Origin of the sequence: Pseudoalteromonas galatheae, assembly GCF_005886105.2 — a bacterium.
Lineage (GTDB): Bacteria > Pseudomonadota > Gammaproteobacteria > Enterobacterales > Alteromonadaceae > Pseudoalteromonas > Pseudoalteromonas galatheae.
This window is the reverse complement of sequence record NZ_PNCO02000001.1, coordinates 1,618,406-1,645,144: the sequence shown is the minus strand read 5'-3', so window position 1 is coordinate 1,645,144 and position 26,739 is coordinate 1,618,406. Positions and strand designations below refer to the sequence as shown.

16 protein-coding genes are annotated in these 26,739 nt (G+C 43.3%); all 16 read right to left on the bottom strand.

Going from position 1 to position 26,739, the window contains the following annotated elements:
- Positions 1-43: 43 nt before the first annotated feature.
- The 16 genes from CWC29_RS07095 to tssH all read right to left on the bottom strand — a co-directional run bounded on the left by CWC29_RS07095 (position 44) and on the right by tssH (position 26,735).
- Positions 44-3,160: an efflux RND transporter permease subunit gene (locus CWC29_RS07095; RefSeq protein WP_128728154.1), complete on the bottom strand. Its 3,117-nt coding sequence runs from the start codon at positions 3,158-3,160 to the stop codon at positions 44-46.
- 9 nt (positions 3,161-3,169) lie between these two features.
- Positions 3,170-4,210 carry an efflux RND transporter periplasmic adaptor subunit gene (locus CWC29_RS07090; RefSeq protein WP_128728155.1) on the bottom strand — a complete coding sequence of 347 codons (1,041 nt, stop codon included), beginning with the start codon at positions 4,208-4,210 and terminating at the stop codon, positions 3,170-3,172.
- Between the two features lie 326 nt (positions 4,211-4,536).
- Positions 4,537-6,576 (bottom strand): bifunctional 2',3'-cyclic-nucleotide 2'-phosphodiesterase/3'-nucleotidase, encoded by a 2,040-nt coding sequence (locus tag CWC29_RS07085; protein ID WP_128728156.1) that lies wholly within the window; start codon positions 6,574-6,576, stop codon positions 4,537-4,539.
- A gap of 319 nt (positions 6,577-6,895) precedes the next feature.
- Positions 6,896-9,412 carry a DUF5666 domain-containing protein gene (locus CWC29_RS07080; RefSeq protein WP_128728157.1) on the bottom strand — a complete coding sequence of 839 codons (2,517 nt, stop codon included), beginning with the start codon at positions 9,410-9,412 and terminating at the stop codon, positions 6,896-6,898.
- Between the two features lie 136 nt (positions 9,413-9,548).
- A complete protein-coding gene (locus CWC29_RS07075; protein ID WP_128728158.1) occupies positions 9,549-10,502 on the bottom strand; it encodes a hypothetical protein in 954 nt (317 codons plus the stop codon).
- A gap of 49 nt (positions 10,503-10,551) precedes the next feature.
- Positions 10,552-11,514 carry a hypothetical protein gene (locus CWC29_RS07070; protein WP_128728159.1) on the bottom strand — a complete coding sequence of 321 codons (963 nt, stop codon included), beginning with the start codon at positions 11,512-11,514 and terminating at the stop codon, positions 10,552-10,554.
- Positions 11,515-11,565: 51 nt separating this feature from the next.
- The gene (locus CWC29_RS07065) at positions 11,566-12,522 is read right to left on the bottom strand and encodes a hypothetical protein (protein WP_128728160.1); all 957 of its coding nucleotides are present in this window, start codon (positions 12,520-12,522) and stop codon (positions 11,566-11,568) included.
- Between the two features lie 51 nt (positions 12,523-12,573).
- Positions 12,574-13,527 (bottom strand): hypothetical protein, encoded by a 954-nt coding sequence (locus CWC29_RS07060; protein ID WP_128728161.1) that lies wholly within the window; start codon positions 13,525-13,527, stop codon positions 12,574-12,576.
- Between the two features lie 96 nt (positions 13,528-13,623).
- Positions 13,624-17,439, bottom strand: coding sequence for a toxin VasX (locus CWC29_RS07055; RefSeq protein WP_128728162.1), 3,816 nt, complete (start codon positions 17,437-17,439; stop codon positions 13,624-13,626).
- Positions 17,436-18,458 (bottom strand): DUF4150 domain-containing protein, encoded by a 1,023-nt coding sequence (locus CWC29_RS07050; protein WP_128728163.1) that lies wholly within the window; start codon positions 18,456-18,458, stop codon positions 17,436-17,438. The genes CWC29_RS07055 and CWC29_RS07050 overlap by 4 nt, the downstream gene beginning before the upstream one ends.
- Positions 18,455-19,357 carry a hypothetical protein gene (locus tag CWC29_RS07045; protein ID WP_128728164.1) on the bottom strand — a complete coding sequence of 301 codons (903 nt, stop codon included), beginning with the start codon at positions 19,355-19,357 and terminating at the stop codon, positions 18,455-18,457. Before CWC29_RS07045 ends, CWC29_RS07050 begins: the two co-directional genes overlap by 4 nt.
- On the bottom strand, positions 19,347-20,387 hold the full coding sequence (locus CWC29_RS07040) for a DUF2169 family type VI secretion system accessory protein (RefSeq protein ID WP_209319032.1): 1,041 nt from the start codon (positions 20,385-20,387) through the stop codon (positions 19,347-19,349). Before CWC29_RS07040 ends, CWC29_RS07045 begins: the two co-directional genes overlap by 11 nt.
- Positions 20,374-21,525 carry a hypothetical protein gene (locus tag CWC29_RS07035; protein ID WP_128728165.1) on the bottom strand — a complete coding sequence of 384 codons (1,152 nt, stop codon included), beginning with the start codon at positions 21,523-21,525 and terminating at the stop codon, positions 20,374-20,376. Before CWC29_RS07035 ends, CWC29_RS07040 begins: the two co-directional genes overlap by 14 nt.
- Before the next feature lie 17 nt (positions 21,526-21,542).
- Complete coding sequence (locus tag CWC29_RS07030; protein ID WP_128728166.1) at positions 21,543-21,965, bottom strand: hypothetical protein; 423 nt, start codon at positions 21,963-21,965, stop codon at positions 21,543-21,545.
- A 16-nt stretch (positions 21,966-21,981) separates the two neighbouring features.
- Complete coding sequence (locus CWC29_RS07025) at positions 21,982-24,021, bottom strand: type VI secretion system Vgr family protein (RefSeq protein ID WP_128728167.1); 2,040 nt, start codon at positions 24,019-24,021, stop codon at positions 21,982-21,984.
- A gap of 26 nt (positions 24,022-24,047) precedes the next feature.
- Complete coding sequence (tssH, locus tag CWC29_RS07020) at positions 24,048-26,735, bottom strand: type VI secretion system ATPase TssH (RefSeq protein ID WP_138522810.1); 2,688 nt, start codon at positions 26,733-26,735, stop codon at positions 24,048-24,050.
- Between the last annotated feature and the right edge of the window lie 4 nt (positions 26,736-26,739).

The window sequence follows — 26,739 nt, the reverse complement described above, 5'->3', positions numbered from 1 at the left end:
CAAGGCATTCATACATAACATCCACATTGTGACTAATATGTGGTTAGAGTTTGCTCACTGAGCTTTCTACTGGTCGTTTTAAAAAACAGACTAATAACGCGGGTAAAATGGTGAGCGTGACGATAGTTGCCATGGCAATACCACAAAGCACTATCATGCCAACGCCTCGATAAAGCTCAGATCCTTCTCCTGGAATAAACACTAATGGCGCAAGACCACATAGGGTTGTCATCGTTGACATCACAATCGGTTTTAATCGCGTTTGTAGTGCTGAGATCACCGCGTCGTATACACTCATCGCGGTACTCTCAAGATTTCTGCGGCTTTGATCCACTATCAGAATAGGGTTATTAACCACCGTCCCTAACAAGATTAAAAAGCCAAGCATAGTGATCATATCAAAAGGCTGGTGGAAGGTGCCTGTTATGCTACCAATACCATTAATCGCAATTAGTCCAAGTAATCCCCCTGCCATGCCAAGCGGCACTGTTGCCATAATAAATAGCGGATAGCCCCAATGCTTGAAGATTGCAACAAGTAATAAGTAACACAGCGCTAATGCAACGATAAAGTTACTGCCCAGTGCTTCTTTAGTTTTGTCTAACTGATCGGCAGCACCACCGATACTTACATTAACACCAGGGAGCAGATCGCCCTGCCTTTGAAGCTGCGGTAATAAATCGGTTCTTACTAATTCCTGCGCTTCCTCTAGCGCGACATTTTTTGGTGGAATAATATATACAGTCACGGTTCTTCGACCATCAACTCGACGCAAACTATCACTGTCTGCTTTTTCTCGTAGGTCGGCCAAAGCGCTTAGCGGGATCAGCCCAGCTTTCGTGACAACCGGAGATTGCGCTAATTGCGAAAGACTTTGCTGATTACCCGACTCAGAAAATAAAAAGACGTCTACTTTGTCATCGTTTAAGATCAACTCATCAACATAAGCGCCGTCACTCAGGGCTGCAACCGTATAGCCGAGTTCTTCAGCACTCATACCCACTTCAGCCAACCGTTGCCACCTTGGTTGAATCTCTATTAGTGGTTGGTCGAGTGTCAGAGAAGACGGTGCTGAATCCACTTGTGGATTATCAAAGACCTCTCCCGCTAACCGATACACTGCATCTGCCGCCCGATAGAGCGCCGTTTGATCTGTACCGCTAATATCCAATGCTACCGCTCTTGAACCGCCATCATTACTTGAGATAATCGAGCCTCTAGACGAGAATGCACGCATTCCCGGGTAGCCTCTAAACTTGGTCGTGATTGCCTCCATCATTTCATCGATATGATCACTGTTATATGGTTCACTCAATAGCCAAATACTGCCAACACCAACAGACATCGAATAATACTTTAAAGGTGGCAATGACGTTTTACCCGATACAAAATCGCTGTCATCATTTTCCAAGTGCTTGTTTAAATAAGGAAGTAGTTCATCGCCGATCTTTTGCATATGGCTGAGGTTATAGCCCGGTGGCGCTATCATCATAGAGAAAGCTTTTGGCTCCTCTCCCTCAGGCAAATATTCAGCTTTAGGCATAAATAACCATGCACCACCGAGTAACAATATACTGCCCAATACAATACACACGATGCGAGCTCGCGGACTTGATAACATCGCCGGAATAAACGTTGGCAGTTTAGGCGTGGACAACATGCCACTAGAGATCTCCTTACAGGCAAAATTTGCATTTGCCGCAGGTACCACAAACAAGGCAACCAACATAGAAGCGATGATTGCAGCTGAAATCGCTATTGCGACATCGGAATAAAGCTGTCCGGCTTCTTGCTGAATAAACAATATGGGTGCGAATACCAACACTGTGGTCAGGGTTGAAGCGAGCACCGCAGGCCATACCTCTTGAACACCGGTAATAGCTGCTTGAAGTTTGTCGAGACCTCGGCGTCTGGCTTGCTCTATGTTTTCAAGTACAACGATAGTGTTATCAACCGTCATGCCAATAGCGAACGCAACGCCGGCGAGGGAAATCACGTTGATCGTTCTGTCAAATAGCAACAGACCCAAAAATGCCGCGATGGTACAAATTGGTACGCCCATCACACCAATAAAGGTCGAGCGTGGGCTCTTTAAAAACCAAAACATCACCAGAGTCGCAAGCACCGCACCCAGTGCTAAATTAGTCCAAACATTTTCAACAGATCCTTTAACGTAACGAACATCATCGCTCAATAGCGTCAGTTGCAATCCATTACTTGCGAGCATATCACGATTGATGCGAGCCACCACCTCCATCATTTCTTCTTTAATCGCTATCACGTTTGAGCCGCTTTCTCGTCTTACCGAGAGCATTAATGTTCGTTCGCCATTGTTATAAGCAATATCGCGCACTTCATAATGATCAAGCTTTACCTGTGCGATGTCTTTGAGCTTAATTGTGATACCTGCACGGTGACTGACTACCAGCTCTTCTAGCGCTTTAGCTGACTCAAAGCGGCCGACCATACGCAGCAAATAACGTCGTTTACCACTGTCTATATCGCCGGCAGAGGCATCTTGGTTGCGACTGCGTATTGCATTTCTAACGTCAACTAAGCTAATTCCACGACTCGCCAATTGTTCTTGATCTACCAAAATTTGCACCTGATAGAGTGCACCACCGCGCACACCAACCTGAGATACTCCACTGACTCTCTCCATTTCTGGACGGATAAAGTCTTCGGCGTAATCGCGAAGCATATCGATATCAAGGTTGAGTGGGTTTCCCGGTTGCGGCTTTAAATTAAAAAACATAAAGGCATTGCTCGAAAACGCGCTGCTGTATAATACCGGCTGGTCGACGTTTTCAGGGTAGTTTGGCACTTGAGATAACGCGTTGCTCACGTTTATGAGCGCTTCGTTGACGTCGACACCAAATGGAAACTCAAGCTCTATCTCAGCCTCACCTGTATTTGCATAACTAGACATGCGCTTTAGATTCGCAAGTGAGCGAAGATACCTTTCTTGCTCAATCAGTATCTCTTTCTCGACATCTTGTGGCGTGGCACCGGGCCAATTAGTCACCACAGTGATGGTTCTTACTTCAAGATCTGGGATCATTTGCACCGGTATTTTAAATGCGGCAACAATACCCAATATCGAACAGATCAATACTGTGACAGCAACTAAAATGGCATGATTTACACTGGCTTTTAACATCACCCGCTCCTATAAACCCGGTACAATGTTTAATGCCTGGCCTTCTTGCAATAACTCATTGCCTTCAACCACCACTTGTTGCCCTATCTCTAAGCCGGATAAAACTTCAATATGACCATTAATTCGCTCACCAATTTGAACGTTTAACCGCTTTGCTTGACCGTCAACGGCCACAAAGACACTAAACCCACCATCGGGATGACGTAAAATCGCATCGCTAGGAATAATCACGCTTTGATCTTGTGCTCGTATTAGCGGCAGTTTTGCCGTAGCCGATGCGCCCACACGCAACTGTGCATCTTTTGGGATTGCCAATCTTAATAGAAACGAGCGACTGGTTTTATCGACGACCGGAAGCTTTGCCAATACATGAGCTTGATGCTGCACGCTTGGCGCGCTTGCAACACTAAAATTAACGACACGGCCGAGGTTAATAAGTTGAAAGTATTCTTGTGGTACTTGCAAATCGAGCCATAGGGTATCGCTACTCACTAATTCAAACACCGTTTGTCCACGAGTCACCCACTCACCTAAATTAACTGTGCGCCTTGCTATCACCCCCGTAAAAGGCGCTTTTAATTGATGGCGGTTAACAAGTTCTCGCTGATATGCGATATTAGCTTGTGCTTCTAGAAGAGAGGCTTCTGATACTTGTAACTTAGCCTGTCTGTCAGCAAGCTCAGTTTGCGCAAATAATTTTTGCTGCGATAGAGACTGCGCTTCTTTTACCAACCTTATCGCATTGTTGCGATCGACCTTGGCGCGCTCAAGTGCGGCTTCTACACTTTTCAGCTCAGCTTTTACTAGAGCTGCATCGAGACTTAAAAGTACAGCATTTGCTTCAACAATATCACCGGCTTCAGCTGAAATCTTAGTTACTACACCATCGGTTAAACTTGACACTTGTGCGTGTTGTGCTGCACTAATTGAGCCCGTTAAAGACAATGTTCGTTCAAGCTGTTGTTGCTTTACATCAGTGACCACAACGTTGACCGCTGCAGCATAGAGATTAAAAGATAACAGGGAGAGTAATATTAATGCGCATTTCATGTCGTTCGTTCCAATTGTAATACCTATTTCATTCAACACGTAGACCGTCAATGATACGTATTGATTTTTACTTAGCTTAGTGTGTCTTAAATCTCTATCTTGCTACTTATACAGAGATAAATTAGCTTCCATTTTATGCAAGATTAAGTCGCTAAAATGTCATCACATTAACACAAATAGCAATCATTACTATCTAAACAAGTTGAGCTACACAAAATGTGCTGCGTAATAGGGGAAGAAAGTTGGAATTGCCATGGGATAGCCGCTATAGCAGAAAAATAAGTAGGCGAGCTCTCAACCCCTCGCCTACTTTTTGACATGCGGATTTAGTTTAGAGGCTGCGTTAAGTCTAATTGGTATAACGCGAATCCTTTGTCATTCGTCTTACCCGTTGGCAAGATATGATTAAATTGCTGACTATAGGTTTCAGCATCCGCACTGGTTGAACTAAAGAACTCAATATTCGCGCCAACCACAGGTACAAATGACCAGTTCATATCTGCAGATGGATCAAGTCCTGCAGCACCATTTTGGTCGCTAACAAAAGTAATATAGTCAGCAACGACCTGACGGTTCTCATTTGGTGAGTCAACAACGATTTTATCTCCCTTAATATTTGGGAAATTACCGCCACCAGATGCACGATAGTTATTCGTTGCAACCAAGAACACTTGGTCATCCTTCACCAACTCACCTTGATACTTTAATGCCTTAATGCGGTTACCGTTTGACACTTTTTCACCGTTTGCCGCGTAGCGTGCGGGCTCGGTGATATCGATTTGATACGTTACGCCATCAAGGACATCATAGTTATATGAAGGAAAGTCTGGATTGATCAGCGCTTGAACGCCCTCAGTATTTGGTGTGATTTGATTGAACTGTCCTGCTGACATTTCAAGCCATTCGCGCACTTCGCTGCCTTTGAGCTTTAGCACTTTAAGTACGTTAGGATAAATATACATATCCGCAACGTTGCGATAGGCAATATCACCTGCAGGTATTGCGGTAAAGTCATCAGGCCCGCCACGCCCAGCTCTAAAAGGCGCACCCGCAGACAAAATAGGTAATCCGTCAAGCTCGGTACCTTGTACGATTTTTGCCGTATACCATGCTTGTGCGTCAGTCACGATTTGGATTGATGGATCGTCATTCACTAATGCAAAATAGCTGTTCACTGTGTTGGTGATTTTAGCAAAAGGCTCATTCACCCATGCGCGAGTTTCAGCATGCTCACGATGTACCGCCGCTTCAATTGCGGCATCGCTCTCCACCAATGATACCGTGTTACGATTTTCATCCGTTTCATAAATAGCTTTCAGCGTCGACTTTGAGTCAACCACCACCCATTTACCTGATTTAAATTGAATATCTAGGTCAATCACACCAAGATGATTTCCCCAAAAACCTGGCATTACAGCCGCAACACCATTGATTGTGCCTTTGTCGTTATCAACACCATGGGCCGCTAAGTCTGCGTAACCCGAACCTGGGAAGTTTGCATGCGCGTGACCAAACATAATGGCATCTATATCATCCACCTTAGATAAGGCATAAGATGCGTTTTCAGCCATTGGCTTATCGGCAGATACATCAAGGCCTGAGTGCGGAATAGCAACGACAATATCCGCGCCTTCAGATTTCATCTTAGGTACGTAGTGTTTTGCCATTTTTACGATGTCTTTGGCGATCACTTTACCTTCAAGGTTGGCCTTATCCCATTGCATGATTTGCGGTGGAACAAACCCGATGAAGCCAACTTTAATCACCTGAAGCTTGTCATTCTCATCAAAGAATTGCTTTTCTTGAATTAGGTAAGGCTTAAATAATGGCACATCATTTGTTTCATCTTCGTCACCATCAACCTTAAATACGTTTGCACTAATATAGGGAAAGTTCGCGTCGTCGATTGCTTCTTCTAAAAATGCTAGACCAAAGTTAAACTCATGATTACCAATGTTTGCGACATCGTACTCTAGTGTGTTCATGGCCTTATAAACAGGGTGAACTTCACCTTCTTTGAGGTTTTTGATTTTCGCCATATAGTCGCCAAGCGGACTACCTTGGATCAAGTCGCCATTATCTACCAACATGGAGTTTTTAACTTGGCTTCGCGCTTGATGGATTAACGCTGCGGTTTTCACGAGACCCACTTTGTCATCTTGTTTGTCTGAAAAGTAGTTGTAGTTCAATACGTTTGCATGCAAATCTGTGGTTTCTAGTAAACGTAAAGATACCGCAGTGCCCTCTTTTGGAATATCAGGCCCTTTTGGCACATTTATATCAACATCGTTATCTGAATCTGAGCAACCAGTAATAATGCTTGTGGCACCGCACAGTAGTGCGATTGGAAGTAGTTTTGTTTTCATAAGTCCTTTCTTTACTTTGTTTGCATACCCGTGCGCATGCTTTTAGTTATTTCAGTAATACCAAATCACGTCTCTTCTTATTCCACTTCATAGAAGCTGAACCTAGAAGCACAGCGTGTCTGTATAAACCGTTGCGTTTTACGTGGCGGGTGTCACTATACGAGGTAAAAAAGTCAGGAAAGCTAAGATTTTATGGCAGTTAGGTGCTAGAAATATGACGGTACTAAGTCAGGAGAAGTGAATTAACTTTAAAGTGACAAATATACAAAAAAGCCCCCACATTGGAGGCTTTAATTGCTTACTTAACATTTAGTAATACTTAGTCTTCGAACTCTACTTTTTCTGCTTGAATATAAGTTTCACCATCCTCGGTTACTAAATAGCCCTCCACTTCAACGTTTTTACCCGTTGCAATATCAGACTGACTACCATCTTCAAACTGAGTTTGCTCAGACACTTTAATTTTTTGGCCTAGCACATAAAACATGGTTGCTGAATCAACTTGCGTGATTACCCCCTCAACTTCTACGTACTTTATTGCTTGAAACTTCAGCTCTTTAGCAACCACTGTCACGCCATCTATGGTGTATCCTTCGACTTCCACTTCTAAACCATTATCTAGTTTTTCAAAATTACCATGCTTAAACTCTGTGTTTGCGGTAACTTGAACACGCTGCGCGCCGAGATTGAACTGATAATCAAACGGAGAGTCCTTAACTAAGTCTTCAATAACCCCCGCAATCTCTACTTCTTCGGCATCGTCATCATCAAATTCAACTTTCTTAGCCAATAGTACGTTATCTTGGGTTAACACCCCTTCGACCTCAACAGAGACGCCATTAGCTAAGTTTTCACTGCTTCCATCTTTAAACTCAGTATTGTTATCCGTGGTAATTGAAATGCCATTCACCATAAACTCAGACGCTGAGACAAAGTTGGTGACGTCACCTTCAACTTCAAGCTCAATGCCGTCTTCAGATTCGATTTCAATTTTAAGCGCAAAAACTGAGCCGTCGGCACGCTGAATCGCTTTGACTTCAACGAAGTCGTCATTAACAAATATGCCGTTTTTAAACTCGGTGTTTTCATCAAAAAACACGGTTTTACCATTGAGGCTAAAAGTTGCATCGACAGGGTTAAAGTCCGAAACTTTACCTGATAATTCAAAAGTTCGGTCATCAAAGTCGTCGTCTTTGTCGTCAACCTCAACTTTCGTGGCAATAAGTGCATCACCTTGGATCACATAGTCAACTTCCGCGATATCACCTGCTGCCACTTGTTCAAAAAATACCGTTAGATCAACATCACTCTCAAGCTCAAGTTCGGTTGCTCCATTGATAGCAAAGACCAGTTTACCAACAGTGATTGTCTGCTCAGCTGCATTCACAGCAGTAACTTTTCCTTCAACTTCATGCTCTTGCTGATCATTAAAATCACTCGCAGAGATGCGCTCTAAGTCTCTCACGACATAAGCACTTTCAAAGCCAAAAGCTTCGATTTCAACGACATCGCCAATATTAAGCTTCTCGAGTTTTAATTCTTTGTCCTCAGCATCTGACTCATCTTCAAATTGGGTATAGTTATCTACAAAATAATTGCTACCAAATACCGTTAGTGTTTGTGCTTCAAGATCAATTGCGTCAATGACACCGGTTAATTCGATTTCAGAGTGCTTATCAAAGCGTACTTTTTTGGCGATTAAACCTTCTTCAGTTGCAACTGCAAGCACAAATACACGCATACCGACTTGTAAGTCGTCATCGTAGCCTTTCTTATAGTCAGTCTCATCGCTCAATGTAAAAGTATGGCCGCCAATTGCAAAAGCATCGTCACTGACTTGCGTTACTATTCCTTCGAATTTAGCCACAGCTCCCGAAGGCGCTGAATTGGCGCTTTCAACTTCGACGCTATCAGCAAGTAAAACGCCTTCTACAGGTAAGTTTGATGCTTCTACTTCTACTATTGCATCATTTTCTATTGTGCCTTCAACCGCTGTTGCTTGACTGTAGTCAACAATAAGCGCGCCTAATTTAAATGTCTTGGCATCAAGGTTTAGTTCAGAAACCCTGCCTTCAACCTCAAACTCGCCATTTTGTTCTTCCACATCGATGCGGGTAGCAACATACTGACCCTGCCCTTGATGCAACGCACTGATCTCCACGAAATCACCTGTGGTTACTTCTGTGAAAGCTACCTCTAATTTCGTACGTTTATCAACACTAAATTCTTGACCCAAAACAGTGATTATTTGTTTGGCGTAGTCGACTGCCGTAACCACACCTTTAGCGGTTGCGTCATAGCTAATGGAGTCAGCTAATGCAAAATCACCATCTGCGCCTTGCTTACCTTGCAGATTTACCTGCATACCCACTTTAAGATTGGCTTGCTGATCTGGCGTCGTCTCATAACGCACACCATTTACGTACACACTGCCAAATCCAGTTACCGTTCCCTGTGCACTTACTGATGTACGGTAGGTAATGGTGATGGTTTCTTCTTCATTACCACTCAAATCGACAGTAACCGAGTTTTCATTTGGCTGATAGAGTGCTTGATTCACAGAGCGAGAAGTAGCCGTTAATTTATACTCCCCATTTGCTAAAGCATTTAGAGTTGTCGTACTTGTAATATCTTCGCTATAGCTAGCAGGGCCTGTTAGCGTTAAGTCCGCATCTGCACCAGCTGGTAAACCCTGCACAATGACTTTTATTGAACCTTTAGTTCCTGTGTTATCACCAGGCTGCGGATCGGTATCACTTCCACTTCCGCCCCCACAAGCAACCAAAAAAAGGCTACTCGATGCCAATAACGATGGTAACAACCATTTTTTATCCATTATATAATCTCCTAAATTTTGGCTCATTTAGTACATGCAGCTGCTAGCCACAAAAACTTAACATGCACTCTAGACGGCCTAAAATGAATACCCGCTTTACTAACGCCTTGCTTGTACCTACTTTGACTTTTCGTCATTACCACACTTCCATACGATTAATTTGGTAGTCATCGGCATCAAAGTACTTTTTCATCACCTCTGGAAATGGACCATTGCCGTGAGCATTTCTATTCTTCTTAAACGTATACTCCATAGCTTTATAGTAATATCGGTTTACCGGTTGAGTAATATCCATAAACCTATTCTTTTGTGACCAATCGTGAGTATCGCCGCCCCCTGCAATACCAATACGATTTCCAAACCAATAGTGCTCGGGGTATTTTCTACAACTTAAGTAACCCGTTTGCATCGATGCGCTACCTCGCATATTTTTTACTTCTGGACCAACAACATACTCAAGATCTTCTATGGGGATATAAAATGGCTTTCTGAATAAGGTGTAGGGCGTTCTTACCAGTCCGGTATGACGGTTAAACTCGATTGCATCCACAATACGAATTGCATTCCCTATTTTGTACATTATTAAAGGGAATGCAGTCAGTAAAAACAGCCCCAACCATGAATGCCAAGCTGGCATACTGTCGTCTGTCATACTTACCCCTAACAGACAAATCCCAATGATAGGGCCTAATACCAACCCATGTAGCCTAATAGACCATAATCCCGGTGAGCGCGGTACGGAAACAACCCTACCATCGCATTGGCTAGGGTAACTTACGCCACTAAAGTCGTCTCTCGGCGCGAATCTGTCTTTACAGGGTTTTGCGTCTTTAAACTTACAGCCGTTTAGCTCTTCAGCCTTGGCTAAGCGTTCCTCATAGCTTAAGTTATGGAGATGGTCTTTAGTTAGATCTTCATAATAAGCTTCACTTAGGCAGTAACCTACTCGTCTATCACTGTATGCTTCTAGTTCTGCTTCCCGCTTCTCTTCTTCAGTAGCTCCTTTTTGGTAGAGCACTTCTCTTTCTTTAGCCCTCTTTGCTAAATAATTACGTATCTCCTCGTGAGTCATGTCCTTTATCTCTTTCACCATTAACTCCTTTTGATTAACTACTTAAAGCACTTGTAATACTAACCCTCTACCACACTTTCCAGCGGTTTACTTGGCAGTCATCGGCATCAAAGTACTTTTTCATTACCTCTGGAAATGGGCCGTTAAAGTGAGCGTTCTTATCGAGCTTATAGTGATACTCCATGATTTCGTAGTAGTACCTATCTATCGGTTGGGTAGTGTCCATAAACCGATTTATCTGAGCCCAATCGTTTAGGTTCCCACCATCTCCAAGTCCAATCGCATGGCCAAACCAAAACTTTTCTGGATACTTTCTGCAACTTAGATAACCCGTTTGGAACGAGCCACCTCCTCTTGCGCTTTTCACCTCAACGCCCACCACATATTCAAGATCTTCTATTGGAATATAAAATGGTTTTCTAAATAAGGTATAAGGCGTTCGCACCAACCCAGTGTGACGATTAAACTCTATGTTATCAATAAACCGTAAAGCGTCAGAAAATTTAAACAACAAGAAAGGCGTGATGAAAAGACCTGCCAAACTCAAGTATAAATAGTCTACCGGAAATGCATCAACCAGTGTCAGTACAATCAACATAAACCCAGCAATTGCGGACAATATGGTTATTACCATTCTAAAAAGTATTAGGCTTGGGTGGCGAACTACCGCAACTTTTTCACCGTCACAATTCCAAGCACCAAAGAGGCGTTTAGGGCCATCAAAATCATCTCTTGGGGCAAATGCGTCTTTACAGGGCTTTGCGTCTTTAAACTTACAACCGTTTAATTCTTCAGCCTTGACGAGTCGTTCCTTATAGCTTTGATTATGGAGATGATCTTTTGGTTGCTCTTCATAAAAAATACCGCTTCGACGATAAACTAATTGTCTATCAAAATACGCGTCTATTTCAGCATCCTTTTTCTTTTCTTCTTCTGTTGCTTCCTCTCGGTAATAGCGCACTCTTTCCTTCGCTTTATTTGCCAAATAGCTATCTAGCTCTTCCTGAGTCATATCTTCAATCTTTTTCATCACCAATTCCTTTTAGTCAACCACTAGAAAGCACTTGTAATGATTAACGCCCTACCACACTTCCATGCGATTAATTTGGCAGTCATCTGCATCAAAGTACTTTTTCATCACCTCTGGAAATGGGCCATTGCCGTGAGCATTCCTGTTATTCTTAAACTGGATCTCCATAGATTTGTGATAGTACTCGTCAATCGGTTGAGTAATATCCATAAACCTATTCATTTGTGACCAATCGTGAACATCACCTCCTCCTGCAATACCAATACGATTTCCCAACCAATAATGTTCTGGGTATTTTCTACAACTTAAGTAACCCGTTTGCATCGATGCGCTACCTCGTGCGTTCTTTACTTCTGGACCAACAACATACTCAAGATCTTCTATGGGGATATAAAATGGCTTTCTGAATAAGGTGTAAGGCGTTTTTACCAGTCCGGTATGGCGATTAAACTCTATTGCATCAATAAAACGAATTGCATTCCCTAATTTGTACATTATTAAAGGGAATGCAGTCAGTAAAAACAGCCCCAACCATGAATACCCAGCTGGCATACTGTCGTCTGTCATACTAACTACTAATAAACTTATTCCAGCCAAAGGACCCCATACCAATGAAAGCAATCTAAGTGACCATAGCCCTGGAGAGCGCGGTACAGAAACAATCTGGCCATCACATTTACTCGAGTAACTTACACCACTAAAGTCGTCTCTCGGCGCAAATCTGTCTTTACAGGGTTTTGCTTCTTTAAACTTACAGCCGTTTAGTTCTTCAGCCTTGGCTAAGCGTTCCTCATAGCTTAAGTTATGAAGATGATCTTTTGGTAGTTCTTCATAAAAAATACCGCTAAGACGGTAACCTGTTTCTCTATCTATATATGCGTCAGTTTTTGCAAAGTCTTCTTTTTCTTCTTCGGTAGCTTCTTCGCGGTATTTTCTGCTTCTTTCTTTAGCCCTTTCTATTAAATAAATATCCCGTTCTTCTTGAGTCATCTCTTCAATCTTTTTCATCAACAACTCCTTTTAGCTGACTACTAGAAAGCACTTGTAATGATTAACGCCCTACCACACTTCCATACGATTAATTTGGCAGTCGTCGGCATCAAAGTACTTTTTCATCACCTCTGGAAATGGGCCGTTGCCATGAGCATTCCTATTCTTTTTAAACGTATACTCCATAGCACTGTGATAGTACTCGTCAATTGGTTGAGTAATATCCATAAACCTATTCATTTGTGACCAATCGTGAGTATCGCCGCCCCCTGCAATACCAATACGATTTCCAAACCAATAGTGCTCGGGGTATTTTCTACAACTTAAGTAACCCGTTTGCATCGATGCGCTGCCTCGCATATTTTTTATCTCTGGACCGACAACAAACTCTAGGTCTTCTATGGGGATATAAAATGGCTTTCTGAATAAGGTGTAGGGCGTTCTTACCAGCCCGGTATGGCGGTTAAACTCGATTGCATCCACGATGCGAATTGCATTCCCTATTTTGTACATTATTAAAGGAAATAAAGTCAGTAAAAACAGCCCCAGCCATGAATGCCAAACTGGCAGACTATCGTCTGTCATACTAACCACTAACAGACAAATTCCAATAATAGGGCCTAATACCAATCCATGCAGTCTTAGAGACCATAACCCTGGAGAGCGCGGCACAGAAACAATTCGACCATCACATTGACTTGGGTAACTCGAGCCGCTAAAGTCGTCTCTCGGTGCAAACGCGTCTTTACAGGGTTTTGCGTCTTTAAACTTACAGCCGTTTAATTCTTCAGCCTTAGCTAAGCGTTCCTTATAGCTTAAGTTATGAAGATGATCTTTTGGTAGTTCTTCATAATATGCATCACCTAGGCAATACCCCATTAGTCTATCGCCATATGCATCTAGTTCTGCTTCTCGCTTCTCTTCTTCAGTAGCTCCTTTTTGGTAGAGCACTTCTCTTTCTTTAGCCCTCTTTGCTAAATAATTACGTACTTCTTCATGAGTCATGTCCTTTATCTCTTTCATATTTAGTGCCCTTTTTATGCCAGTACCCTTGTTGAGGAGCTAAATTTTAATTAAAAGATTTTTCTAAATATTTACTTTAAAAACAGCGCATTGCATTCAGTCAATGTAATATTCAGTTATTGTTTCAGGATTCAATTCATTTAATCGCACTAAAGTCTCAGTATACCTAATACCTTTATCAATCACATACTCGTCATCACTTTTTGTAATAACTGTTGGTAAAGAATACAGCTCGGTCGCACTTTCTATCACTTTATTACCTTTTCCATTTGGATAGCTTTCTACCTCAACAACAAGCTCAATGGTAGTTCCAATTTTTAGGTTTAGTAGTTCACGAAGTTTACTTTCAATAAACTCAAAGTAAAAACCTGTTCGATTAGGGTATATAATCCAGCCTCTGCCTAGCTCAGCCAGTTGATGACTATTTAGTTCTTGTATTTTATCCTCACCCTTTTTAGACCAAAAAAAACGAGCAGAAAACCCTTCTTTTTTACTAATTAAAGGTGCACTAACTTCCACTTTCACGACTTCAATAAAAGATGATTCGATGTTAACTGCCGGAGAATATAACATACTATAAAAATCGATCAGTGCATTTTCCATTTTACGTTGCCACGTAGATGCTCTGGCTGATGAATATTTATTAGTATCATCTACGTATTTTTGCTGCTGTTTTTTACTCCAAGGGCAAGCATTTAGCCATGCCTCAATTTCTGATTCATGAAATATAAGCAATAAACCAACACCAATTAAGAGAACCAACAAACCCAATAATCCTAGCGTAGATGCAATAGTGCCTAATGTTGCGACTGCGCCAACACTTAAAGCGGAAATTAAATGTGTTGCAGCGACTAAACTTGCTGAAGCGGTTAGTGACAAAAAACCCACCATCATCGTCATATTGGCATAATATAACGCGGTATCTCCGCTCTCTTTTTCTGACATTGCATCTTTAAAAGCAGCATAAGCGCTAACAACAGCAGCAAGTAACGAAATCGCATTTGCAGTAAAAACAAGTACTCCTCTTAATACAACCATACCTGAAACGTGCGATGCCGAATTTCGTAATATGGCGTTGACTTGCCTAGGGGTTGGTAACCCTACCTTTTTTTCTACCAAATTAACACTGATGTTGATCATAATGTCGGCAAAATCAAGAACTGCTGACGCTTTTGCAAGCCCACTTGCTTTAGCATTTGTTATTGTGTCGTAAAAATTTATTACTTCTAATACTGCAACCATAGGCAATACCCCATTTAGTAACATATTGTATACTTGAGGTTTTGCACCAAACATAGATAGTCGCTCCAAAGCATCGACTTCTTTATTAATGCTCTCCAATTTCCAGCTATTGACATCAATCTCGCCCCTAAGTTTTTTAGTAGCTTTGCCCATGTCTCCGACTTCGTATTTGAGTTTTTTTATCTTACTTGTATCCAACACCAATACTTTTTGCCGCAATCGTTTTTGCGCAAATTCGGCTTTTATTTTTTGCCGCTCAAGTATTTTTTCAATATCATCCAAAGAGCCATCCAAAGATAAGATTTTGTCTATTGGTTGTTGAAGATTCTTCGTCTCGCCTAAAGAAGCTTTAACCAAAGGATGTGAAGGATTTTTTTTATGACTGTCAGCAAATGCTTCGGCTGCTTTTGCAAGTCCATCTAGCCGTTTGGACGCTCGCTCAGCTTTTGACTGAAAATCCAGAGGTAAAAAGCCATCTGGTAAGTTGCCATCTAAATAGTCTGCAATTGATAGATTTATCTGTTTTATCAAGCCATTTGTCGTCACATCTATTAACTGTTTGGTTCGACTGAATACATCTGCGCGAACACTCACGCTCTCAAATCTAAATGATTTAGAAACTTCAAAAGATCCAGATAATGCGCTCAGTTCTCGCCTTGCGTTCATCAACTGATACTGAGTGTTAGAAGCACTTTTTTTAAAATCACGTAAGGCCTGCTCTAGCTTCTTTATTTCTAAATCCAATGTTGCTATCGCTGAATTTCGATTCATTCCTTCTACAGAAGCCACGCTTAAAGCACGGTTACGTTCTTTGGTTCGAGCGTTAATTTCTGCTTTCTTGGTTTTGATATCGCGTTTTAACTTGGCGTTTTTCTTTTCCAATTCATTTTTTTTAAGCGCTAGGGCCTCTGCTTTGTCTTTACGGTTACCGTATACCGATTTGATATCCTGCCCTTGTGCTGCATTTAATCCGGTTGGCACCTCGAGACCAATCACCAAGAATCCCCACATCGCCTGTGAGGCTCTTCGGAGCACTTGTTTTACCACATCTGTATATGATGAGTCTTGGTCATGTAAGGGCTGCAAGTTATCTTGCATAAGCGTAAGATCAAAGCGCGTGTCAAATTCGTCGTTTGAACCTTTAAGACGGCACTCATACGCAGTCATCTCATCCTTTATCTTTTTAGGATAGAGCAGCTCAATTAATCTTAGCCTTTCAGTCGGATGCGTCCCCATCGCTTTTAGCCAACATTCTTGCCCTAAGTCATTCGCATCCAATTCATCTAACTTTTTGAAATCATCATCTGACACCGCAAAATGACTGATCAGAGTAATGGTTAAGTCCTTTATTGGGCCGAGTACATCGGAGCATACTGCGTATAGTAAGCACCGGCGTATATCATCGTAGTAGGCATAGTCTTCAATGGAGTAATAAAAAGAATTGTTTTTTTGCTCGTCGCTAATAATCTCAAAGAGCTTCGCTTTTGATTGGTTTATTAATAGACCAAGTTCTAAGGCGCGGTCAGTGTGAAGATATTTTCTAAATTCAGTGGTGCTGAAGCTATCTTCTACATACTCCTGATATTGCTGTGCAAGATCTTCGGCGTCTTCATCAACTTCCACTCCGAGCGCCTTCTTCTTTTTGATTCCATTTGGATATTGAAAGAAGGTGCTCTGAACTGCAGTTGCTAACGAATGCTTTGCCAATTGGTTTGGACTAGGTTCAAAACGTTCTGTGTTTGACTCTGATTTAAATTCAGGATCTTGTTGTATTGATTCTACGGGAAGGCTTAACAACTCCTTGCGGTATATCGCAACTCTGGCGCTGGTGTCACGGGCTAACCCTAAACTGTCGGTTAGTATCGGTACATACACACCAGACATATCTGGAACGGGTAAAACTAGGTGCTCGGGCAATGTCGAATTATCGAAACCCTGCTTAAAACTTGCCAACTTATCGAGTTTTTGCATTCTGTTGGCACGTCTGTTGGTCGCTTGGTCTCCGTTAAGACCGGGCTTTACACTTGGTCCATAATTTAAACGCGGATCCGTTTCAGCCATACCGCCAAATGCTTCAATTTGCTTCCAGCTCCATTGCGTTTCTGAATAGGCGATTTCTACACTACACTGTTGGCCATACAACTTGTTTGGGACGATGATAGTACTTAATTCTTCTGTGGTGGCTTTCCGCTCCCCTTTGTCGACCATCTGAAGTGCTAATTCTGTATTGTCTACACTACACTCTTTGCCATAGTTATCTTTTTTATACGAGTATTCAGCAACACGAATAACTCTATGACCCTTTTGAAAGGCTAAATTGACATCTTTAAACGCGACACCCTCACCATTTTCCCTTGGAAGTACTTCCAGCTCTCGCCATAAGTGTCCGTCAACGTAAATATAGATAAATCCTTCTCTTAGCTGATCTTCTCCCTCTATCCCCATTCTCAACGGATAAATATGGACCAACTCCACTTCTGCATCTTGTGCAGTGTCATTCGCCGAAGAAGTACCAAGTGGTATTTTGTAGTATCCCGAGGTGCCAAGATCTGGGTTAGTATCAGCAACCATCAAAGACACTTTCTCTTGGTCGTTTGCTAGCCCTTCAAAAACCAGCTCTCTGTGAGCGGTTTCAAGATTCGTTAAGTCTGGTACTGTAAAATCACTCATCCTAGTTTCACTCCATCCTTGTAATACTCTTTACCTGATACGCTTACTTTTAACTTTTTACTTCCTGATTTATCGGGGGTTGCATCTCTTTTTGCCACTGACAGTGAGCTAGGAGTAGCACCGCCCGGTTGATTAAGGGGAGAAGGCGGCGTATTTTTACTGTTAGAGATCATAAGATCTCCTTGGCGTACGGCGGGCTTTCCTTCGATATACACATCAAAAGAGCCAAGAATGAATTCGGCTTTGCCTTTGATTGTGCCGCTGGCAATGCCTTTCTTTTTACCGGGTTGATCACCTGTACTCTTTGAAAAGTTACTTTTGATGTTGGCTGCAGGGTTGCCATTGACTTTTACGGAGCTTGCCGTACTTGCCGCGTCTTTAGATTTGGCGAGATTGCTATAAGGAATTGGCACGACAACTTTACCAATTTTAGTCCAGCAAACATCTATGGTATTTAGCATGCCACCACTGTCTTTATGTACTGCGGTGCGACCATTGATTAATACGTTTTGGCCGCTTACGATGCCGACTTGCTGCGCTTCGCTATCTACGTCTTTTTCGATTTGTTCCTCGCTGCCAGCTTGCCATCCTATTTTGCGTTCAACTAAGTCTAAAAACGCTCTGGCGTCATCAATTGGCTTATGCATATCCATGCCTGTTTCTGGTTCTTCATGAGGTAAAATCGGCTCGTTTTTTTCATCGTCCCACTTAGGCGGTGGAACAATATAGTCACTGGCAAACTCGGTTATCATTTCACCTAGCATCATATCGCCATATTTAGCGCGCGCAATCTCATCTATAAATGCGTTTTCACCGCTTGCTTTATCAGGAAATACGGCTATCCCATTTACACAGCCAATGGCACCATTATTTTTCGCTGCGATAGTAAGCTTTAACAATGCTGGATTGTTGTGTCGCCACGACACACTCCCGCCTACTCTCAGCGTTGCCGACATGGCATCTTGATCATACTGAATCGAATCTGGCTCTTTTCCCTTTACTGCTGCGATAAAGCTCATAACACACTCCTTGTTACTGAGATTAATTGTGGTTTTTCTTGCTCTGTGATCAGCCACACTCTTTCAATGTGGCTATTTAACGGGTTGTGTAAATAACTGCTGGCAACCGCAAGCCCCATTGCATTATGGCCAGCGCCAATATAACCAATGGTATTTGCTGTGTTATTTAGCTCTATTAACGCGTCGTGTTCTTGGTACAAGACGCGGCTAGCATTAAGCCATTCTCTTTGCCACTGCTCACTAAGTAAGCGGGTCGAAATATAGGGCTCACTTACCTCTGCGTGCAGCTCTTTTAATAGCTCACCTAAGTCACCCTGGTATGCTTTGGTTTGGCATGCATTTTTATTAGCACTTGTACCAAGCAATGCGCAACCGCCTTCACTTAATACAACACCTTCAGGGCCGCCAACAACTTGTAGCTTTCCTACCCAGTTTGGTTTTGACGCTTCATCATAACCAACGCAACTATCTACAAATACATGGAGACTATTTGGCGAGAGCGAATCAATATCAAGCGTTTTATGCAACTGAATATCGTCAACGTTCAGCTCAAGATGGTCACAAAGCGTCCTAACATCAGACACTTCTATATATGGCTCTTCTGCTTTTGCGTAGCCAGCAATTAGATTAATGGTGCCGTCCCATGTGTTGGCACTGCCATCAAACCGTTGTTTTGTCTGATTTAATAAAGATTCAAGAATGGTTAAACAGCGGTCTTTACGTAACGTGACCGAGATCTCTTCGATTTGTGCGCGCAAGTAAGGCGCGTCGAGGCTTATATCGTACCTAACAATGGCTTTACTTGGCGTGCAAAAGCGCATGTTATTTGCGACCGCGGTATATAAAGCACTAGGATGGTTACCGGCGGGGGTTTCTAGCGCGATTAATTCAAACTGCATGTGCCACTCCTTGCGTTTGTGCCTCTTCGACTAAGAACACGCTGTTACTGCCCGTTTGGCTCTTTTTTACCTTTCCTCGCCAAATTAATGAAAACTGCTGTGTTTGTGAGTCAATTACCAGCGTATCACACTGCATATCAATAGGCGCGGCGTCTGGGCCATTAACCAAACGACAGCGAGGCACGATTCTGGGCAGCATTAGCTTTAGGCTTTGTCCATAAGGTAAGTCTGGCGTTAAGCCCATCATTTCAATCCACCAGCCATCACTAAACGGGTTTGGAGTTTGTTGGTCTTGCGGCGCGACTTGATAATGCGCAGCAGGGACTACTTCTTTAAATGGAAACTTACCCGCGAGGGCTTGGGCTTCGTCAACCTCTGGGAGTTTGTCACCCCTTGGCGACCAAAATGGTGGGATCGCTGCAAAGCTTGCAACCGCAGTGTCGTGACTCGGTTTTTTTAATACCTGATTAGCATACTCCACTTGTGGCAATGGCTGGCCTTTCGCTTCTTTATTCTTGAGCTTATAACCACGACCAAGAGGGTTTTGGGTCGAAACTTGTTCTTCATCCGACAGACTCGTGCCGCCATAGGCAAGTTGATAATTTAATACACAGGACGATAATACTTGTGGATCGCTCGCCACAGGCCCGAATAGCGATCGCTTCCACACACGCTCACCAGTAACTCGAAGTAATTTATCAACAAAGACCCTATCGTTACAGCCGAGTTTTAGTCCAACTTCAATCACTCGCGCTTGCTTGTCGGTTGGTGGAAAGCAGGTCAATTCGCCATATACCTCAAAACCGGTTTTATAGGGCTGAACTTCGCTAACGGCGGTTAAGCAGGCTTCAAGCCCTTCACCGTCGAAGTCATCAGCAAGTACAACAGGCGCTCCAGTTGGATCGGGATACACATTACCCTTTACGTCGTATTCAAAGTTTTGCTTCACAGCGATGACTACGATGGGATCTTTTTCCTCATCCCAAGCCTCAACCGTGCCACTTTGCCACTCGGATTCATTCACTAGCATGGTTCAACTCCTGCTTTACTGATTGCCATTGAAGATAAGCCATCGGCATGTAAAAAAGCGCAGCGCCAAGTGCATGCGAGGAAATTTTGGAAAGCTTGCGCTGTATCGCAAGGCCAGCCAATCCCTGTTGTAACCAAGCTGCAGGCTCGGAGACTTTACGCCCCGCGAGTTGATGTTGGGTATTTGCGGTTATTAAGGCTTGGCGTTCATACTCTGCTTGCTTAAAACTGGGTAGTTTTTGCGATTTTTGAGATTTAATTCCAGTTTTCGCATCACTTATTGCGAAATCTTCAGGTAAGTCAAGATCGGTGATTTGTTTCCACGCCTCGTAAGCCGGACGTGCGGTACTGGGGGCTTCGAGTAACTTAACTAGATTTTGTAACGAACGGGTATGAGAAAAGTACGGAAATACTTCAGCAATGTAGCTTGGATTGTGCTGACAATAAAGTAAACATGGCTCATCCCATTTAGGCTCGTCGAGCAAACCTGCAAGCTGCAATAATTTTGCTTTTAGCACGGCATCATCTGTCATCGCAAACCGCTTCACTAAGTGCTCTGAAAGCTGCTCTGTATTACACAGCCACATATTAACCAATGCCGTGTAGGCAATTTCAGGGTTGCTATGTTCAAGTGCAGCCATAAGTTGGTGGCGCGACAAGTTAGCCGTACTAAATGCTAAATAGATAAGGCTCGTAGGCCAATTTTCATCGGTTGATAAAATTCTCTGCCTGAGTGCATCACCAAAATCAATGCGCCATGCTGATAAGTTATGAATGAGTAACTCGGCAAGCGCAGGCTCGCGATTAATAGCCGTGATTATTTCACTGGCTTGATCTTCAAGCGCTCTTGTCCCAAAAAGATGGTTAATGAGTAATAACAGCTGAGGTGAGTCAATCTCTTGAGTTAACTTAAATACATCATCAATCGACCCATGCGCGATACAATCTAGTTGTGAGCGGTTTATCCAGTGTTCTTCGTCCGTCGCAGCTAAGGTATACACATGATTTAATAGTTGTTTTTCAAGGGCATGTAAACGCCCAGTCTCAACTACTTGTCGTGCATTAAACTTTTGATAATGACGCCAAAGCGACTTAAGTTGTTGACGGTGAACGGCCAATTTGGTTGCAGCTAAAAACATAGTCACACCGTATCAGCTTAATTTAATCGAATTGGCCAGCCTTGGAGGCTGAGATCTTGCTCAATATCGGCGTTTAACAGTTTACCTTCAAGCTGTATCTCACCATTGCCGTTGATCGCAATGCTGCCATTTTTGGTTTTGACACAGACTTTTTGCTCGCCATTTAGCACCACAGTGCCGTTGTTATTTGTTACCGACGCTGCCGGAAAATCTTGCGGTGCAGCTAAGCGACCAATAACGATAGGCATTGCCACACTATGAAGCAACACTTCATCGTCAATACTTACGCGTGTCACGCTGTCTAGTTGACCTTTAACCTTCATTTCTACCTTTGATTCGTCACACTTCACTTGTAACACTTTGCCTAATTTATCAATGGCGGATACACGCCATACGATGTTGCTTAACGACGGAGGAAATTGTACAACATTGGTTTTCATAGACTTTGCTCCCTGCTTAGTTATGGCTAATTGCTGAGCCAGACACTGAAATATTGCTGGCGCTTAAGTTCAAGTTGTTCGCATCGATAGTAATATTACCTGCCGCATCGATTTCTATTTTTCCGCCACCTTGAGAGAGCTGAATTGAGCCGCTACCTTGGCCAACGATAGAAATGTTTCTATCGGCATTAATGGTCAAGTTACCATTTTGCGCCGCAAGCTCAACATTACCATCAACGCTGAAGTAACTGATGTCTTGCGCTGCCTCAAGATTGATGGATTGCTGCGCTTCGAATTGAATATTGCTGTCAGCAGACTGAATTTTAATGTCGGTGTCTGCGGTGAGTTGAACCGCCTCTTTGGCATTGATCTCAATATTGGACTCAATACTTTGGATATACACCGCATCTTCTGCGCGAATGCTTATTTCTTTGTCGGCTTGTGCCACAATATTTGCTTGTGATTGCAGCGTCATCGCTTCTTTCGATTTAATATCGATGTAACCTTTTTTGGTTTCAAGCTTGATAAATTCGCTGCCTTCGGTGGCATTAAATTCGAGTATATTTTCTTGTGCTTTAGTGAACAATTGGATTTTCTCTTCGCCTTGTTTATCATCCATCAACAAGGTGTTTTCTGCCTTTGTCACCAATTTATTTTCAGTCGCATTCTCAGCAGTAACCGGGCTTAGCGCTTCATCGTTAAATAGCGCACCGAGAATGACCGGTCTGTCTAAGTCACCATTTTCGCCCGCCACCATAACCTCGGTTCCTTTGTTTAAAGGAAAGTGCATGCCATGCCCGCCAGGTCCACCATAGTGCTGCATAAGTCGAGTCGGTTTACTCTCTTCCCCTTCACCATCTTGGTTAAACGGCAGTTTAACTATATAGCGCCCTTTGTCATCCACCCCTTGTTCAATCGTGGCGTTAAACGATGCAAAGACCTTTTTGCGCTTAATAACAGGCGCTTTAAACTGCACATCAATTGGGATAATCGTCGCTTGGTTTTTATAGGTTAAGCCTTTTACCTTGGAGCCGTATTCGACGCTTCCGCCTTGGCAGCCTTTATGAGCAACAGACACCACTAAGTAACGACCGCTGTAATTAAGGTGATCGGTTATGGTTAAAGCGACACCCGGACGAAGCGCTCGACAGTCGGTATCGATAACAAAAAGGTTTCGCTGACAATCAATGCTTTGCTGGTGCACTTTGGTAAGCGTATCGCCATCTCCTTTTGTCATGAAGTTTTCAGCAAATATGCTGTCTTCACCAAAGCCGCCCACCTCTGTTTGATTATTGCTATTAACAGACAGTGCACAGCCTTTTTCATAGTCTTCGTCATACAGTCTAAAGCCGCTATTTAGTAGGCTCGCCTTTTTAGAAAAGGCAAAAACAGACTCGCTCGGCCTAACCTGTCCAGTAGGTGACGCGTAAGGCAAAGTTATCTCTTCCATCTCTGAAGAAAAATCACTGCTGCTGCCAAACACTGACAGATTGGCTTGACTGCCCGTTGACTCTGTGCTGCCGTAAACAAAACCGTAGCGGCGCATTAGACGCGTCACAAAGTCAAAGTCGCTTTCGTCATACTGCACTGTCATAGCAAGGGTTGGCGATGATGCCTTTAGTTGCAATTTTCCTGACGGGAATCCTGCCTTGTCTAACACACTTTTCACGATGGCATCCGCAGACATGTCGGTAAAAACACGATTTGATCGTTGATGTTTGAGCAACACCAAAAGAGATTGAAAAGATAAGGTATACACGTAGCCTTGATGACTGCGACCATGGCAAACATATTCGGTAATAATTCCCGAAACCGTTCTGTCAGACATAGCCCACGTAATGGAAAATGTAACATCTTTACCAATCACCAGATCAGGCTCAATTAGCTCTTCACTTAACACCTCAATATCGAAGCGATAGTCACTGCATAAGCTGTCATTGTGTGATTCAAAACTCAATACTTTAAATAAACTTCCTGATAGCCCCGCAATTTCGATTGCAAAGTGACTTTCGTTTGCCTTAGGCAGTTTATCGGCAAGTGATGCTAGCATTTCCATTTTTGTCTCCTTACTCGTATCTACCGTTAGCTTAAGTCGGCGAATACGGCTTCAATTTCACCATTTTCATCCAGTGTCAGCGTCAGCAGGTCTGGCATATCTTCTTCGCTCATGAAGCCCAAAATTGAGCGAGCGATCCCAGGTAAAATTTGTTGTTCAATTGTTGCGTTAACCAATCGTGCGCCGCTATCAGACATAGCGCATTTATCGGCTAGATAATCTAGCGCTGTTTGATCTACGCGCAGTTGTATTGCGTGATTGTCACGAAGTCGTGCTGCGACCTTCTCAAGCTTTAGTGCCACGATATGTTTTAACACATCGGTATCTAGCGGGAAGAAAGGCACAACCTGCATACGCGCTAAAAGCGCAGGTGCAAAATGCGCGAGCAAGTTTGGCTTAATTAAGCTGACTAGCTGCTGAAAGCTCGGTCTCTCAAACGGTGTTTCTTGTTCGTTGTTGTCTTGTGCTTCTTCGTCTTCGGGTACGCCTTGCTGAATGATCCCATCCACCATTTGTTGCATGGCCTGCTGCTCGGTTTCTGGTGTACAAGCACTGATGATTTGCTCAGCCCCTAAATTAGAAGTCATGATGATAACCGTGTTTCTAAAATCGATTTCACGCCCTTCACCATCACGCATTACGCCCATTTCAAACACTTGGTAGAACATATTCATGACATCTGCGTGGGCTTTTTCCACTTCGTCAAGTAACACCACAGAATATGGACGTTGACGCACAGCTTCGGTTAACACCCCACCTTCACCATAACCCACATAACCCGGTGGTGAGCCTTTGAGTTGTGATACCGTATGTGCTTCTTGATATTCACTCATGTTTATTGTGGTTAAGAATTTTTCACCACCAAATAGTAGCTCGGCTATGTGTTTTGCGGTTTCGGTTTTACCAACCCCTGAAGGACCCGCTAATAAGAATACGCCCAATGGGCCAGATGAGGCCGATACACCCGCTTTTGCAACCCGTAAAGTTTGTGCAATCGCAGTCAATCCAGCATTTTGACCCACAACGCTTTGTGCCAGTGATTGCTCAAGCTTAAGTAAGTTCTCCAGCTCGTCTTTCACCATGTTACCGACAGGGATCCCAGTCCAACTTGCGATCACTTGCGCTACCGTATCGCTGGTCACTTCGGAGAAAATCGCATTATCATCTTGATTTAACGCAGCAAGCGCTTGTCTAATCGCAGGTTTCTCTTCGTCACTCGCACCGTGTAAGGCGTTATAAGTATCAATTTGCAGCTCACGGCTTTGCTCAAGCTCAGCAAGCTGCTCTTGGGCTTGTGTAAGCGCATCGGTGAGGCTTTGAATGCAAGTTTGATCTGCAATCCCAAGCTTTGACTCGATTGCCAAGCGTTCAATTCTGCTTTGATAGTAACGGATCTGCTCTTTGGCTTTATCAATCACCACAGGCGACGTTGCCGGTCCCATTCTGACCATTGCAGCCGCAGTATCTAGTACATCAATGGCTTTGTCAGGTAATTGTCTACCTGTAATATATCGTGCAGACAAACTAACCGCGGCTTCAATTGCGCTGTCTGTGATTTGAATTTGGTGATGCTTTTCGTATTTCTCTTTAAGACCCGTGAGCATAAGTTTTGCGGCTTGCTCGGTTGGCTCATCGACTTTAATTAATTGAAACCGGCGTTCAAGCGCAGCATCGCGCTCAAAATATTTTTTATATTCACTCCATGTCGTTGCTGCAAGTGTTCTTACTTCTCCACGAGCAAGTGCAGGTTTTAGTAGGTTTGCGGCATCTCCCATGCCAGCGTCGCCACCAGCACCAATCAAGGTATGCGCTTCGTCAATAAATAAGATAACAGGGGTCGCTGAACTCTTTACTTCATCAATGACTTGTTTAAGACGACGCTCAAATTCACCTTTTACGCCGGCTCCGGCTTGTAGCAGCCCCATATCCAGTACGCAGATCTTAACTTCTTTGAGTTCTGGCGGAACTTGCCCTTCAACAACGCGCTGAGCAAGCCCTTCTACCACTGCCGTTTTACCAACACCGGGCTCACCGACAAAGATTGGATTATTTTTGCGGCGACGACACAACACATCAATTGCGAGACGGATTTCTTCGTTGCGCCCAAGAACCGGGTCAATTGCACCAGAACGTGCTTTTTCAGTGAGGTCTTCACAAAATGATTCTAGCGCGCTTTCACCTTGTGAACGGCTATTCGACACCGTGTTATCAGCATTTGGCTTACTAAATACTTGACGCTCAGTCGAGCCTTTACAGATCTTGTTTAAGTTCTGCTTTAAGAAGTGCGTATCAATCTTGTCGAACTCGCGCGCCAGTCCAAATGCAGGGCTGTATATCGCCATGTCTTTGAACGAGTCAATCAGCGCAGCTCCTGTGATCCAATCATTTTGATGGCGCATATTTGCACTGAGCCATGCTTTTTCTAACCACTCATAGAGGCGACGGGAGAAAACCGGCTTGCTCGGGTTACCAGCATCTTGTTGATTGATAAATTCTAGCGCGCTATTCCACAATGCGTCTTGATCAACTTCGAAGAAAGGTAAAATCTTCGCAACATCGCCGTCATTGTGCTCTTCCATTAACTTTAATAAGTAATGCTCTGGTAGCACTTCAAAATGCTTTCGACTCGCTGCGAATCCTGCTGCAGCTTCTAACGCTGTCGCGCTGTGATGATTGAGTTTGTCTATGAGATTCTTTATGCCTGTTGCGTCCATCTTT

Coding starts and splice junctions, on each gene's coding strand:
- CWC29_RS07095 (WP_128728154.1), bottom strand. CDS start 3,160: ATGTTAAAAGCCAGTGTAAATCATGCCATTTTAGTTGCTGTCACAGTA.
- CWC29_RS07090 (WP_128728155.1), bottom strand. CDS start 4,210: ATGAAATGCGCATTAATATTACTCTCCCTGTTATCTTTTAATCTCTAT.
- CWC29_RS07085 (WP_128728156.1), bottom strand. CDS start 6,576: ATGAAAACAAAACTACTTCCAATCGCACTACTGTGCGGTGCCACAAGC.
- CWC29_RS07080 (WP_128728157.1), bottom strand. CDS start 9,412: ATGGATAAAAAATGGTTGTTACCATCGTTATTGGCATCGAGTAGCCTT.
- CWC29_RS07070 (WP_128728159.1), bottom strand. CDS start 11,514: ATGAAAAAGATTGAAGATATGACTCAGGAAGAGCTAGATAGCTATTTG.
- CWC29_RS07065 (WP_128728160.1), bottom strand. CDS start 12,522: ATGAAAAAGATTGAAGAGATGACTCAAGAAGAACGGGATATTTATTTA.
- CWC29_RS07060 (WP_128728161.1), bottom strand. CDS start 13,527: ATGAAAGAGATAAAGGACATGACTCATGAAGAAGTACGTAATTATTTA.
- CWC29_RS07055 (WP_128728162.1), bottom strand. CDS start 17,439: ATGAGTGATTTTACAGTACCAGACTTAACGAATCTTGAAACCGCTCAC.
- CWC29_RS07050 (WP_128728163.1), bottom strand. CDS start 18,458: ATGAGCTTTATCGCAGCAGTAAAGGGAAAAGAGCCAGATTCGATTCAG.
- CWC29_RS07045 (WP_128728164.1), bottom strand. CDS start 19,357: ATGCAGTTTGAATTAATCGCGCTAGAAACCCCCGCCGGTAACCATCCT.
- CWC29_RS07040 (WP_209319032.1), bottom strand. CDS start 20,387: ATGCTAGTGAATGAATCCGAGTGGCAAAGTGGCACGGTTGAGGCTTGG.
- CWC29_RS07035 (WP_128728165.1), bottom strand. CDS start 21,525: ATGTTTTTAGCTGCAACCAAATTGGCCGTTCACCGTCAACAACTTAAG.
- CWC29_RS07030 (WP_128728166.1), bottom strand. CDS start 21,965: ATGAAAACCAATGTTGTACAATTTCCTCCGTCGTTAAGCAACATCGTA.
- CWC29_RS07025 (WP_128728167.1), bottom strand. CDS start 24,021: ATGGAAATGCTAGCATCACTTGCCGATAAACTGCCTAAGGCAAACGAA.
- tssH (WP_138522810.1), bottom strand. CDS start 26,735: ATGGACGCAACAGGCATAAAGAATCTCATAGACAAACTCAATCATCAC.